This window comes from Paraclostridium sordellii (genome assembly GCF_000953675.1).
Lineage (GTDB): Bacteria > Bacillota > Clostridia > Peptostreptococcales > Peptostreptococcaceae > Paraclostridium > Paraclostridium sordellii.
Window position 1 is genome coordinate 913,826 of record NZ_LN679998.1, and the last position, 15,002, is coordinate 928,827.

13 protein-coding genes are annotated in these 15,002 nt (G+C 24.6%); all 13 read left to right on the forward strand.

Features of this window, described 5'->3' with window-relative positions:
* Positions 1-185: 185 nt before the first annotated feature.
* The 13 genes from ATCC9714_RS04460 to ATCC9714_RS04520 all read left to right on the forward strand — a co-directional run bounded on the left by ATCC9714_RS04460 (position 186) and on the right by ATCC9714_RS04520 (position 14,997).
* Entirely contained in the window at positions 186-2,366 is a 2,181-nt protein-coding gene (locus ATCC9714_RS04460) for an EAL domain-containing protein (protein WP_057544572.1), read from the forward strand.
* Positions 2,367-2,858: 492 nt separating this feature from the next.
* Entirely contained in the window at positions 2,859-3,764 is a 906-nt protein-coding gene (locus ATCC9714_RS04465; RefSeq protein ID WP_055329399.1) for an SH3 domain-containing protein, read from the forward strand.
* A gap of 691 nt (positions 3,765-4,455) precedes the next feature.
* A complete protein-coding gene (locus tag ATCC9714_RS04470; RefSeq protein WP_057544574.1) occupies positions 4,456-5,499 on the forward strand; it encodes an SH3 domain-containing protein in 1,044 nt (347 codons plus the stop codon).
* 155 nt (positions 5,500-5,654) lie between these two features.
* Complete coding sequence (locus ATCC9714_RS04475; RefSeq protein WP_057544576.1) at positions 5,655-6,257, forward strand: DedA family protein; 603 nt, start codon at positions 5,655-5,657, stop codon at positions 6,255-6,257.
* Between the two features lie 213 nt (positions 6,258-6,470).
* Positions 6,471-7,427 (forward strand): arsenic resistance protein, encoded by a 957-nt coding sequence (locus ATCC9714_RS04480; protein ID WP_057544578.1) that lies wholly within the window; start codon positions 6,471-6,473, stop codon positions 7,425-7,427.
* 550 nt (positions 7,428-7,977) lie between these two features.
* Positions 7,978-8,202: a DUF3955 domain-containing protein gene (locus ATCC9714_RS04485; RefSeq protein ID WP_055329391.1), complete on the forward strand. Its 225-nt coding sequence runs from the start codon at positions 7,978-7,980 to the stop codon at positions 8,200-8,202.
* A gap of 39 nt (positions 8,203-8,241) precedes the next feature.
* Entirely contained in the window at positions 8,242-8,559 is a 318-nt protein-coding gene (locus tag ATCC9714_RS04490; protein WP_021123396.1) for a hypothetical protein, read from the forward strand.
* Between the two features lie 285 nt (positions 8,560-8,844).
* Positions 8,845-9,039: a hypothetical protein gene (locus tag ATCC9714_RS04495; RefSeq protein WP_021123397.1), complete on the forward strand. Its 195-nt coding sequence runs from the start codon at positions 8,845-8,847 to the stop codon at positions 9,037-9,039.
* Positions 9,040-9,261: 222 nt separating this feature from the next.
* Positions 9,262-10,113 carry a Rossmann-like and DUF2520 domain-containing protein gene (locus tag ATCC9714_RS04500; protein WP_244465156.1) on the forward strand — a complete coding sequence of 284 codons (852 nt, stop codon included), beginning with the start codon at positions 9,262-9,264 and terminating at the stop codon, positions 10,111-10,113.
* Positions 10,114-10,115: 2 nt separating this feature from the next.
* Complete coding sequence (gene panB / locus ATCC9714_RS04505) at positions 10,116-10,943, forward strand: 3-methyl-2-oxobutanoate hydroxymethyltransferase (protein WP_021123399.1); 828 nt, start codon at positions 10,116-10,118, stop codon at positions 10,941-10,943.
* Between the two features lie 13 nt (positions 10,944-10,956).
* Positions 10,957-11,805: a pantoate--beta-alanine ligase gene (gene panC / locus ATCC9714_RS04510; RefSeq protein ID WP_057544580.1), complete on the forward strand. Its 849-nt coding sequence runs from the start codon at positions 10,957-10,959 to the stop codon at positions 11,803-11,805.
* Positions 11,806-11,977: 172 nt separating this feature from the next.
* The gene (locus ATCC9714_RS04515; RefSeq protein WP_057544581.1) at positions 11,978-12,682 is read left to right on the forward strand and encodes a TVP38/TMEM64 family protein; all 705 of its coding nucleotides are present in this window, start codon (positions 11,978-11,980) and stop codon (positions 12,680-12,682) included.
* Positions 12,683-13,008: 326 nt separating this feature from the next.
* Complete coding sequence (locus tag ATCC9714_RS04520; RefSeq protein WP_057544583.1) at positions 13,009-14,997, forward strand: sensor histidine kinase; 1,989 nt, start codon at positions 13,009-13,011, stop codon at positions 14,995-14,997.
* Positions 14,998-15,002: the final 5 nt, after the last annotated feature.

The following is a 15,002-nucleotide window of genomic DNA, read 5'->3' on the forward strand; positions in this document are numbered from 1 at the left end:
TTCAAATAAAAATAGGACTACTATATAGTAGTCCTATTTTTATTTGAATCTACAAAAACTTACAATATTTTACCTATATGATTGACACTATAATAATTAGACTATAAAATCAATTTAAGGATATAATTTCTGTATGGGATGTGATTATAATAAAGAAGATATTTACATATATAGTAGTAATTTTATTGATAACGGTTTCTATGATTTTTCTTGTTAAAAGTAGAACAGGAAATTTCTTAATCATTGAGATACAAAGAAGCTATGAGAATCAAGAGGATTTAAGTGAAAGTTTTAAAGAAAATTATAAATCAAAATTAAGTGATATTAATAATATTTCAAATAAAGAATTTATTTTAGGATATACAGATTTAAATATTTATAATAATTATGAAGAAGCAAAAACTCATTTTAAAGAAGTTTTAAATAAAAGAGATAGATATACATCCAAGTTTGCATTACTATACAGTTATGGATTTATGAGTGATTATAATATGAAAAATAGCAATATAAAAAAAGCTATGGAAGATGCTAAAAGTGGATTTGAACTAATTAATCCAAAAGATTATATAAATTACAAAGTTGTTATTTGGAATATGTTTAGACCTATTTTAACTACTAAAGAAGGAAGAGAATTGGCATTAAATAGTTATAATAAAATTAAAGAACATGAAAATTTATTAAATAAAGAATCTAAATTGCATCTTTACAAAAGGCTATCAAATCTAAATATATTAACTTACCGATATGTATATGCAATAGAAAATAATTTGGAGCTTATAGTTCAAGCGTCAGATATGGATAGATATTTTGAACTAAATAGAGCTACTATCGATTTAGGAGTGGTTGTTAGACAGTTAGGTGAATATGGCACAGCAAGTGAAATTATTTCTTCTTGTAATAATCAAAAGATAAAAAATCAAAAGGAACAAGCAGAATTAGAAATATACAAATATATAAATTTAGCAGAAATAGAAATTATATTAAAAAATTATACTAAGGCTAATGAATATATAAATAAAATTGATAAATATGAAGAGCATGTTATTTCAGAAAAATTAGATGATGTAAGAGCTTTAAAATACATTATAAAGTCTCAAATATATATAGAAAATAATAATTTAAAAGAAGCTAGAAAATATATAGAGAAAGCTAAGGGTATATTGGATGAAGATAAAGTGGTATTTTATATAGATAAAGATACGGAATATTATCTAGCTTTAGGTGGGTTAGAGTTTAAAGAACATAAATTTAGCAAAGCAGAAGAAAGCTTTAAAAGAGCTTTAAAGTTAGCTAAGGATACTCAAAATGGAGAATGTATAGAAAAATCACTTAAAAGCTTATATAACATTTATAGTGCTAGTGGAGATTTGGATTCTCAGAAAGAATATGGAAGGAAGCTTGTTGAATTTAAGGATATAGTAAATAAGAGTTTTGCTAAAAGTTATTATAAAAATGCAATTTATAAATACAAAGAAGGAATAGCTAATAAAGAAAATAAAAATATAAAAGTAAGAAATTTAATATTATCAATATTAATTATTATATTAATTACTATTTTATTCTTATTTAATATATATCCACGCATTGTCAATATGCTGAATAAGAGTAAAATAAGAAAATATTTAATTGAAGATAAATATATATTAAACTATCAACCTATTGTAAATCCTAAAAATAATAAAATTGTAGGATTTGAAGCTTTAATTAGATTAAAATTAAAAAATAAAATTTTTATGCCAGATAATATTATAAAAGATATGGAAAAGTCTAATATGCTAGGAGAAGTTTCCTTATGGATTTTAAATAAGATAGTAGAAGATTATAAAGAAATAAGCAAAATTAAGGATGTAATAGGTGGATTTTATATATCTATGAATATTTCTTTAAAAGAAATTGAAAATGAATATATTATAGTTAATTTAATAGAGAAATTAAAAAACTCTGGAATTGAGGAAAAATCTATATGTATTGAGATAACTGAAGACACATATTACCAAAGTCAAATTAGAGTGAAAAATAACATTGATAAGTTAAGAGAAGCTGGCTTTTTAATAGCTTTAGATGATCTAGGTGTAGAATATTCTAATATTGCTATATTAGAGAGATTTAAATTTGATATTATAAAACTAGATAAATATTTTATTGATGGTATAACTAATTCTGATATAAAAAGAACTGTAATAGATACTGCTGATTATTTATCTTATACCAAAAATAAAACTATAGTGGTTGAAGGTGTTGAAGAAAAGCGTCAAATGGAGATTATAAGAAATACTGTATCTAATAAAATGTATATACAAGGATATTTCTACAGTAAGCCATTAATATTAGCAGAATTAAAGACATTAAAAATAAAAAAAGCTTGATGTAATTTAAATTGCATCAAGCTTTTTTATTTTTAGTAAATTAGTACTAAGATTCTTATAAATAAAATATTATATTTAATTTATGCATATTAGAGATATAAAAATCGTTAACATAAATATTAAATATAAATAAGAATAAACATCTTAAACTACTTATTATTGGTTAATATGACTAAAAATATTACAAAAAAGTAATAAAATTAAAAAAAATTTAAAAAAAATTCATCAAAAATTCACATACGAACAAAGAATGAAAAAACATTGAAATTTCAATATATTAAACTGATTACAATTTGTAACTGTTTTGTAACCCATTTTATTTTTCATAGGTATCAGGTGTTTACAAATGAGAAAAATTATATTAACATAAATGTACAACTTAAAAAAGTTACGAAAAGGTAACAAAAGCTTAAAATTAAAAAGCCAATTAAATAAGACGAGAGAGTCTAGTAATATATATTAAAAATTTAGAAATTTGAATGGAGGAGTTTTATGAGTTTGAATAAGAGGACAAAGAAATCATTAGTATTAACATTAGGATTAGTAGTTGGAGGGTTATACACTTCAGCAGGTAATATCTATGCGGCAGAAAAGGAAGTAGTAAGAGCGGAGAAATTAAATGTAAGAAAAGGGCCTTCTATAAATGATGATAGAATAGCATCATTAGATAGAGGTATGGTTGTTGAAATATTAGAAACAAGTAACGGATGGAATAAGATAAAGACTTCAGATAACAAAGAAGGTTGGGTAAGCGGAGAATACACAACTAAAGAAAAAGCTACAGTTAAAGTAAATGAATTAAATATAAGAAAAGGTCCTTCTGCTAAAGAAGACAAAATAGGATCATTAGAAAATGGAGCAGTTATCGAAATATTAGAAGATAATGATAATTGGTATAAAATAAAATTAGAAGATAACAAAACTGGATGGGTAAGTGCTGAGTATGTTATAACAGAAACTCAAGCTAAAGAGCAAGCTGAAATGGCTAAATCTGAAAAAGCTCAATCAACTGTTAAGGAAGAAAAAAGTGAAGCTGTAGTATCAAATACTACTACAAATGAAAGTTCAAATACTGTTTCAAAGAGTGAACCAGTTAAAGAAGAAACAAATACATCAAGCAGTAATAAAAACGGAAGATTAATGACTGTAAATGCAAGTGCATATTCAGGCCACTCTATAACATCAACAGGAACAACTCCAAAATGGGGAACAATAGCAGTAGATCCTTCAGTAATACCTTATGGAACTAGAGTTTATATACCTAAGTTTGATATGGTATTCATAGCAGAAGATTGTGGAAGTGCTATAAAAGGCAATAAGATAGATATATTCATGAATAGTGAATCAGAGTGTAATACTTTCGGAAGACAAAATATAGAAATACAAATATTAGGATAATATTTTAAGCCAAGATAGATAAAAGACTATCTTGGCTTATTTTTTGTTTAAATTAAATTATGAAAATGTAGTAAATTATAGGAATTATTAGATAGATATTTATTATAGAAGAAAAAATTAAAAAATAGAAGATAAAAATGCTTGTAATCAAGTATTTTAAAGGGATTAAAGAAAAATATTAGCTAAGTATGACAAAAGATAAACGATATTAAATTTAAGCTTGAAATTTATAGTTATATTAACATTGTTACAAATATATTTATATAAAATAAATACTATAAATTTAAAAATAATAGACAACTTTAATAATACTATAAAAAGTTACAATCAAACGAAAATATCTTAATAAAAACAATTTTAATAGTGAATAAAAAATATAAAATACATTATAAAACCTATATTAAAAACAAAAAATAAAAAAAATTTTTTGGAAAAATTTGCATAGTACAGTTAAATTACCAACATATTGAAATTCCAACGATTTAATTGAAGTAAAGATTGTAACTGTTTTGTAACTTTTTACCATTTTATAAGTGGTAGGTATTTACAAATATAAAAAATTGTATTAACATTAATAACAACTTAAAAAAAGTTACGAAAAAGTAACAAAACTTTATATTAAAACAAGAAAATTTCAGGACTGATTAGTCAATTATATACAATTTTTATTTAAACAAAGGGAGGAAGCTATATGAGTATGAATAAAAGAGTAAAAGGATCATTAGTTTTAACGTTAGGATTAGTAGTTGGAGGATTATACGCATCAACAAATAATATATATGCAGCAGAAAAGGAAGTAGTAAAAGTTGATAAGTTAAATGTAAGAAAAGGGCCATCAACAGATAATGAAAAGATAGGATCATTAGATAGAGGAATGGTTGTTGAAATATTAGAATCTAACAACGGATGGAATAAAGTAAAACTTGCAAATGGTGAAGAAGGATGGGTAAGTGCTGATTATACTACTAAAGAAAAAGGATCAGTAACTGCTGATATATTAAATGTAAGAAAAGGACCATCTATAGAAAATGATAAAATAGGATCATTAGAAAATGGTAAAACAATAGAAATATTAGAAGAAAATAATAACTGGTATAAAGTACAACTAGATGATAATACAACAGGATGGGTTAGTGGAGACTATGTATTAAAAGAAAGTCAATCTAAAGCTCAAAATAATAAGAGTCAAGATGACCAAGCTGATTCAACAAAGCAAGAAGCTAAACCTGTAGTAGAAGCAGCTGTAGTTCCAACTCAAAAAAATAAAGAGCAACAAAAAGAGCAACAAACTGAATCTTTGGTAGCTAATGCAGAAACTAATCAAAACTCTGCAAATAATAACCAAAATAATGTAGTTGAAGAAAAAACTCAACCAGTTAAAAGTGAAGAAAAAACAAACAATAATGTAGTTGATAAAAATGAAGTAGAAAATAATACTAAAGAAGAGTCAACTTCTAACAATAAAACAGGAAGATTAATGACTGTAAATGCTAGTGCATATTCAGGACATTCTGTAACATCAACAGGAACAACTCCAAAATGGGGAACAATAGCAGTAGACCCTTCAGTAATACCTTATGGAACTAGGGTTTATATACCTAAGCTTGATATGGTATTTACAGCAGAAGACTGTGGAGGAGCTATAAAAGGTAATAAAATAGATATATTCATGAATAATGAAGCTGATTGTAATAATTTTGGTAGACAAAATATAGAGATACAAATATTAGGATAATGAAAAGAGACTAATTAGTCTCTTTTTTTATTATGAAATTTATTGATTAGAATAAACATCTTAAAGGTAATTAATAATTATATGGTTATTAATTACTTTTGAGATGTTTTTTAATTTAGTTTTAAATTATTTTTTAAATTATGGGGGAAAGTTAAATGAATTTACGTGTTATGATAGAATACTTTATTATAAATTATGGATTAATAAGTATATTTATTATTGTGGCTTTAGAATACTCAAATATACCTTTACCTAGCGAAGTTATTTTGCCTATGGTTGGAATACTTGCGACTAAATATAATATGAACTTTATATTTGTTCTAATTATAAGTATACTAGGAGGCTTAGTTGGATGTTTACTAAACTATTATATCGGTATTAAATTTGGGAAACCATTATTAGATAAAATTATAAAAAAATTTCCAACTACTAAAAAATCAATAAATGAGTCTTATAGATTTATAACAAAATACGATAAAGCATCAGTTTTAATTGCAAGAATAGTACCTGTTGCTAGAACTATTATATCTATAGTTGCAGGAGTTGGTAAAATGAATATATTTTCATTTATAATATTTTCATCTATAGGAATTGGCATATGGAATTTAACATTAATTTATTTAGGATATATTATAGGAGATAATTTAAATTTAATAGGTATTTTAATAAAAAAATATTCTGCAGTTATTTTGATTTTTATATTAATAGTATTAGTTGCTTATTTTATAAAAAAAATTATTAACTCTAAAAAAATCTAAAATAACATATTAATTAAAATAAAAATTATCAAACATTTTACAGTAGCTTATATAATAATATTGAATGAATACTTTATTTTATTCTCAATTAAAATACAAAACTAATGAATTTACTATTTTTCTAAAATGATATTTATTTTCAAGTTAAATGAAAAATTAAATGATAATATATATCGACTATGGTATACTTTATAATGTGATATGGAGGTATATATGGAAAATATAAATAAATTTCAAAGTTTTGTAATATTAGGTATGGTTTTGACTGGAATAATGATAGGCCAAATAAGCTTTATACAGGTTTACTCAGAGTATATAATAATGCCAGCATTAATGATTATGTTATTTTTAGTTTTTATACAAATACCTATAAAGGATATAGCTAAATCTTTTAAGAATAAAAAATTTACTTTAAGTGCCATATTTATAAATTTTATATGGACGCCGATACTTATAGCTATCTTAGGCAAAATTTTCTTGGGAAATAATCCAGAACTATTAATAGGATTTATTATGCTTATGGTAACACCTTGTACAGACTGGTATTTAATTTTTACGGGTATAGCAAAAGGTAATGTTGCTTTGGGGACATCTATACTACCTTTAAACTTAATTCTTCAGTTGTTATTACTTCCTGTATATGTATTTTTAATAGGCGGGACTAGTGTTGAATTAGATGCGATGAATCTTTTACAAGGAGTTTTATTTAGTTTAGTTATTCCGCTTATAGCTTCTTTACTTTATAGAAACTTTACTATAAAAAATAAGGGATTAAATTATCTTGAAGACAAAATAGTTCCGAAATCTTGTGACTATCAAGGGTACTTTTTAAATATAGCAATAGTAGCAATGTTTGCATCACAAGGTAAAGTATTGCTTAGAAATCCACAGGTTCTTTTATTATTACTTTTGCCAGTATTATTATTTTTTATTATAAATTTAATTGTGGGACAAATAATTGGAAGAAAATTAGAACTTAGTAAAGAAGATAATGTGGCTTTAAATTTTACTACTTTAGCAAGAAATTCACCAATAGCACTTGCAATAGCAGTAGCTACATTTCCTAATAAACCATTAATATCTTTAGCACTTATAATAGGACCGTTAATAGAGTTACCAGTTTTATTTATTGTTTCAAAGATATTATTAAGAATAAACAAAGAAGCTTAATATATATAAGGTAAAAGATTGAAAAGAGGCCATAAATGTATTTGAGAAAACATAAATCTAGCTATACTTGATGTTATGATGCCAATTACATATGGGTGGTAATGATATATAATACTACAATTAGAATTATAGGTTAGCAAATAAGCAACAAATACTTATAGATAAAGGAGATAATGAATTAACTCATATATTTAATAAATACTATAGACAACCAAAATATGATTTAAATGAACAAGAATTAAATGGATATTATAAAACACATGATAAAATCTATAAATATTTAGAGAAAGCTATAATTCTCAATCAAAAGTAAAGCAAGTAAACAGACAATTTAGAGGCCGAGCAATATATAGAGTAATGTGTAAATAAATAAATGAAAAATAGCTAAAAGTAATTTTACTTTTAGCTATTTTTTATTTGTTTTAAAATATAACGACATAGGATATAAAATAAATAATAATTAATTATTGTTTTTCGATAAAAATATATTGACTTAACGAAAAAGTGTAGATATAATAAAAACAAATAAAAAATATATGGAGGCTAAAAAATGAAAAAATATATAATAAATTTAATACCATTTATATTAGGAATCGGGTGTTTAGGATCTTTTAGTATTATAGGGAGTAAGGTTTTAGAGGATGGAACTTTATCAGAGCCATTTTTCTTAATACCAACTGCATACCTATTATTTTTCATAGGAATTATAGGTTTAATAGTTAGATTTATATTCGACTTTATAAAAGGTAAAAAAGTGAAAACTAAAAATTTATAAAAAACAAAATTAAATTTTATTGATTAAGGAGATTTAGCAGTGAATGATATATTAATATTTTTAACGGGGATGATAGTATATTTAATTACAAATATACATAAACAGAATAATAAGTACAGACATGTAAGATTTGTAAAAGGAAAATTAGAATATTTGACTAAAACTAAAGAGTACTATGAAAAAGAAAGTAAGATGATTAGAAAAATTAGCTTTATGCCTATATTATTATCTTTCGTTATAATATTAACTGCTAATATATTACACTTTTCTGATAGAGGATATTTAATAAGTGGGGCAATGCTTATCTTATTACCAATTGTTTTTATGAAAATTAGTAAAAATATAAAATTCTTCTAAATTTATATTTTATTACCTTTGTATAAGTTTTGAATTTGCTCCAGAACATATTGTTTACAAAGATAATAAAAAAATAATCGCACAGGTGAATTCCTGCTTAACAAAAACTAGAGTTGAGCTTTTTAAACCAATTAATAATATTTTTATGAAAAAAACAAATATAGAAGGTATATGTTATAGAGGTTCCTATGATATATATGACAGAAAATCTAATTAAAATTTTAGATTTAATACCTAAATAGGGGGTATATTATAAATATAAATATACTGATTGGAGAGATTAATATGAACAACAATTTAAAAGAAAAAGAATATGAAGCAATTAAAAAAGATGAAGAAGAGAAAGATAGAGAACAATTAGGTCAAGAAATATTAGATAGAGAGCATAGAAACTTTGAATTTGAAGAAGAAACAAATCCAGCTAAATTAAGAGCAGAATTAAATGAACGTAATTTAAAAGAAGAATTACAAGATATGTAAAATGAAATAAAAAGTCTATATAATAAATTTTAAATTAAAATCTATTATATGGATTTTTTATTTTTATAGATTAAAAATGTTGACAACGTATTCCTTAACGTGTAAATTTAATTTTGGGTGGTATTTTAATTAAACTGCACCAAAATATGATTTTTTTATTTTATTATTAGGATAGCTCATATCTTTTAGAATGAGACTAGTTAGTATCACACTCTATAGGAGGTGGTAACTATAAAAATTGGATTTATTGGAGCGGGAAAAGTAGGATTTTCCCTAGGTAAGTATTTAAAAGAAAACAATAAAAATGTAGTTGGGTATTATAGCAGTAGTGGGCATTCTTCAAAAGAAGCTTCAACTTTTACAAAAACCAAACAATACATTGAATTAGAAGAATTAACAAAAGACAGTGATATGATACTAATCACTACTCCTGACTCTAAAATTAAAGAGGTTTGGGAGAATCTAATTAGCTTTCCTATTAATAACAAAATAATATGCCATTTAAGTGGCGCAATATCTTCAAATATCTTTTCGGATATAACCAAGTATGGTGCATACGGTTATTCTATTCACCCAATTTTAGCAATTTCGGATAAATATAATTCTTATAAAAATCTTTCTAAGGCTTGTATAACTATTGAAGGTCATGAAAAACATATAAAAACTTTAAAAGATATGTTTATATCTATGGGAAATGAAGTTTTTATTATGGAAGAGAAACATAAAATTTTATATCATCAGGCATGTGTAAATGTAAGTAACTTAATAATTCCACTTATAAATAACAGTATAATAAATCTTAAAAGTTGTGGGTTTAAAGAAGAAGAAGCTATAAAAGCTTTATATCCACTTATAGAGTTTAATGTAGCAAATATTAAAAATAAAGGAATTATTAAAAGCATAACTGGGCCTGTAGAAAGAGGAGATTTAATTACCATAAAAAATCATTGTGATGTATTGAATAATGATGAAAAAGAATTATATAAAATATTATCTAAAAATTTGCTTAAAATAGTAAAATTAAAAAATTTAGATAAAGATTATTCAAAAATTGAAGAATTTCTGGGGGAATAAAAATGAAAAATACTACTATAACTTTTAAAGATTCTAAGAAAAACAAACAAAAACTAACAATGCTTACAGCTTATGATTATTCAACAGCTAAGTTAATAGATAGTTGTGGGATAAATGGAATTTTAGTTGGGGATTCATTAGGAATGGTGTGTCTAGGGTATGAAGATACATTATCTGTTACTATGGAAGATATGATTCATCATACAAAAGCTGTAGCTAAAGGTGCAAAAAATTCTTTAATAGTAGCAGATATGCCTTTCATGTCTTATCAAACATCTGTTTATGATGCTGTATATAATGCAGGAAGACTAATAAAAGAAGGAAGAGCTCAAGCTATAAAGCTAGAAGGTGGAGTAGAAGTATTTGAACAAATCCAAGCTATTGTTAAAGCATCTATACCTGTTATGGGACATGTAGGATTAACTCCACAGTCAGTTAATGCATTTGGAGGGTTTAAGGTCCAAGGAAAAGATGAAGTGGCGGCAAAAAAACTTATAGAAGATTCAGTAGCTGTTGAAAAAGCAGGAGCTTTCTCGGTTGTGTTAGAAGGGGTACCATCAAAACTAGCTAAGATAGTAACTGAAAAGTTAAGTATTCCAACTATAGGTATTGGGGCAGGAGTTGATTGTGATGGTCAAATATTAGTATATCAAGACATGCTGGGTATGTTTAGTGACTTTACACCAAAGTTTGTTAAAAAATATGAATCATTAGGAGATAAAATGAAAAGTGCTTTTGAAACATATATAGATGAAGTAGAAAATGGGTATTTTCCATCTCAAAAACATAGTTTTAATATAAATGATGAGATAATTGAAAAATTGTACTAGGAGAATATAAGAAATGAATATTATACATGATATAGATAACATAAAAAAACGTATTAAGAAATATAAAAAAGATGAGTTAAGTATAGGATTTGTACCTACTATGGGATATTTACATGAAGGGCATGAAAGCCTTATAAAAAAGGCTTGTATAGAAAATGATAAAGTAGTTGTAAGTGTATTTGTAAATCCAATCCAATTTGGAGTAAATGAAGACTTATCAAATTATCCAACCGATATAAAAAAAGATATTGATATATGTGAAAAACTAGGTGTTGATATAGTATTTAACCCAGAAGCTAAAACAATGTATAACGAAGATTTTTCAACTTTTATTGAGGTAGGAAACTTAACAAAAGGGCTTTGTGGAAAAAGTAGACCTACTCATTTTAAGGGCGTTTGTACTGTAGTTAATAAATTATTTAATATAGTAAACCCTGATAGGGCTTACTTTGGACAAAAAGATGCTCAACAACTTGCTGTTATAAAAAAAATGGTAAGAGACTTAAATATGGATATTGAAATTATAGGATGTCCTATAATCAGGGAGAAAGATGGGCTTGCAAAAAGCTCAAGAAATACATATTTAACAATAGAAGAACGAAAAGCCGCTACTATAATAAATAAAACATTAAATGAAGCCAAGAAGCTAATAATTGAAGGGGAAAGAAATTCTGAGAATATAATAAATTTTATAAAAAATAAGATTAATTTAGAGCCATTGGCTAAAATTGATTATATTAATATAGTTGACATCAATCGTTTGGAAGATATAAATATAATAGAACATGAAGTATTGGTTGCTGTAGCTGTATTTATAGGAAAGACTAGATTAATAGATAATTTTATATATGATGAGAGATAAAAGGTTAAGGTGTGGGTTATTTTAATTCACACCTTAACCTTTTATAGAAAAAAACTATAATAACTATAATTAATATAGATATAAACTATTTTAAGAAAAAAGTTATATGTAGTAAAATTGAATAGTAAAATATGTATAAAATTCTTAAAAATTAGTAAATTAGGAGGAAAAAGTGAATAAATCCACTAAGAGAAATTTAATTAAAGTTATTATAGTAATAGCAGTTATAAGTTTATACTTTTTTATTCCATCTATAAAAGAAAATGTAAATCAAGCTGTATCTATATTAAATAATTTAGATGTTGATATGTTAAAAAAATATATATTAAGTTTTGGAATGTGGGCACCAACAGTATCTTTTATACTTATGATACTTCAATCTGTTATAGCACCAATACCAGCTTTTATTATTACTTTTGCAAATGCTGGATTATTTGGTTGGATAAATGGAGCTATACTGTCATGGACAAGTTCTATGATAGGAGCTACACTTTGTTTTTATATAGCTAGATTTTTAGGTAGAGATGTTGTTATAAAGCTTACATCTAATGAAGGTTTAAATAAAGTTGATAAATTTTTTGGAAAGTATGGTAATTATGCAATTTTAATTGCAAGGCTTTTACCATTTATATCTTTTGATATAGTTAGTTATGCTGCAGGACTAACATCAATGAAATTTTCTGCATTCTTTATAGCAACTGGAATAGGACAATTACCAGCAACAATTATATACTCTTATATAGGAGGAGTATTAACTGGAACTACTAAAACTTTAGTAACAGGTTTATTGTTTATATTTGCATTATCAGCTATAATAGCTCTTTTAAAGAGTATGAAAAAAGATAAAAAGATTAATAAAAGAAATAACATAGTATAGATATAGTTTTTTTATAAATAGTAGAAATAAAAAAGGGGGTTAAAATTAACCTTCTTTTTTTATCTGTAATTTTATTGACTGATAGATAAATTTTATTAATAAAATACATAATAAAACTATAATCAACTGATTTTAGCAAAATTTGAACCTTTTTACATAAATATCAAATATATTATGTTTTAAAATATTTGGTGAATTTGAAAAAAATTATACAAAAAATTAAGTAATTTGGAAAAAAGTACGATATATATAAAGGTAAAAATATATTTTATGTAGAATTATATTATATATTAGAAAATACATTTAAATTATGGGGAGATTGGTTAATGCATAAAAAGATTAGGGGCATAATATATATATTATTTTTTGTTATTTTACTTACTATAGCCACAACTCTTAATGGAAAAAGAGGTAAGGTATATTCACATAATGATACAAATAAAGGTTTTAATGTTTTAGTTTTAAATTCTTATCATCAAGGCTATAAATGGGAGTCAAGCATTTTAAAGGGATTAGATGAATATATAGAGGAAAATAGTGATTGTGGGATAAATTTTAAAATAGAATATTTAGATTTTAGAAATAATTATAATGATAAATATATAGATTCATTAAAGAAAATGTTAAAAGAAAAATACCCAAAAGGAAGTATTGATGCTATATATACTGTAAATGATGAAGCTTATGAGGTTTTCTATAAAGATGTAGTAGATGAAGAAAGTAACTTTTATAAAATTCCTCTATTATTTAGTGGAGTAGACTATAAAGAAAGTGGGAATAAAGAAGAAAAAGAATATATGGCTGGGATTTATCATGGAGACGATAGTTTAAGTTTAATGAACATGATCATGGAGTTAAGTCCTAATGTTAAAAATATAAATTTAATAATAGAGGATTCAAGATATGGAGAATCCGTAAAAGCTGAAATTGATAACTTGATAGATACATATCTAAAAGATGAAATGAAAGTAAATTATATAAAAAGTAATTATATACAAGACATATATAATAAATTAAAAAATTTAGAGGATAACAATGAAACTGTAAATATTATTGCAGGAGAATTTCAATACAAAAACTCTAAAAAATATATAGAGCCTAAAGATGCTATAAAAGAAATTAGAAAATATACAAAAAGACCTATATACTCAAACGACCCAAGTTATATGCATGCAGGTATAGTTGGTGGATATATGGATATAGGTGGAGAACATGCAAAAATAATCTGTAGCATGATAGCTAGTTTAAAAAAAGGTATAAATATTAGAGATATAGAAAATACTGTAGAGCCAAGAGCAAATGGATTTGTGGATTATAACAGTATATATGAATATAATATAAATCCATTAAATGTTGGAAAAGATGTTAATATAATAAATAAAAAAGTATATGAATTTTTAATACCTACTTGGTGTAAAAATGCAATATTAGTGATTTTAATTATATTTATTACTATTGGCATAATAGGAGTAAAGTTTTTATCTAAAAACAGAAAGAGAAAACAAGAAGAAAAAGAAGAAATTAAGATAGCAAAAGAGCGAGAAAAATTGAAGTCAGACTTTATAGTAAATTTAAGTCATGAACTTAGAACCCCTATAAATGTTATATTAGGAATTAGTAAAGTATTAGAATGTAGTGTTCAAAAAGATAATTTAGATAAAAATTATCTATTAAATAAATTGGAAAGTATAAATTTAAACTCATATAGATTATTAAAAATATCAAATAATATAATAGATATGACAAAGGCTGAGTCAGGTATGCTTAAACTAAATTTAGAAACTTGTAATATTGTAAGTATAGTAGAGGATGTTTTTGATATAAGTGTTGAAGTTGCTAATAGAAAAAATATTTATATGACTTTTGATACTGTTTGTGAAGAAATAAAAACAGCAGTAGATATAGAACAAATTAGGAGAGTTGTTTTAAATTTGTTATCAAATTCTATAAAGTTTACGCCTAAAAATGGAAATATAAATTTATTTATATGGAAAAATCTAGATAATATAGTTATTGAAGTTGTGGATAGTGGAGTTGGAATACCTAAAGAGAAATTAAGCGAAATTTTTCATAGTTTTTATCAGATTGAAAATCTATATACAAGAAGTAGTGAAGGAAGTGGAATAGGTCTAAGCATAATAAAAGAAATTGTACAAATGCATGGTGGGAAAATAGAGGTAGAAAGTGAAGTTGGAGAAGGGTCTATCTTTAGAATTTATATACCTATTAATTTAGAAAACAATATTCCAGATTATAATCCATGTAAAATTGAAGATATAAAAAGAATGGTGGAATTAGAAATGTCAGACATTTAATATAT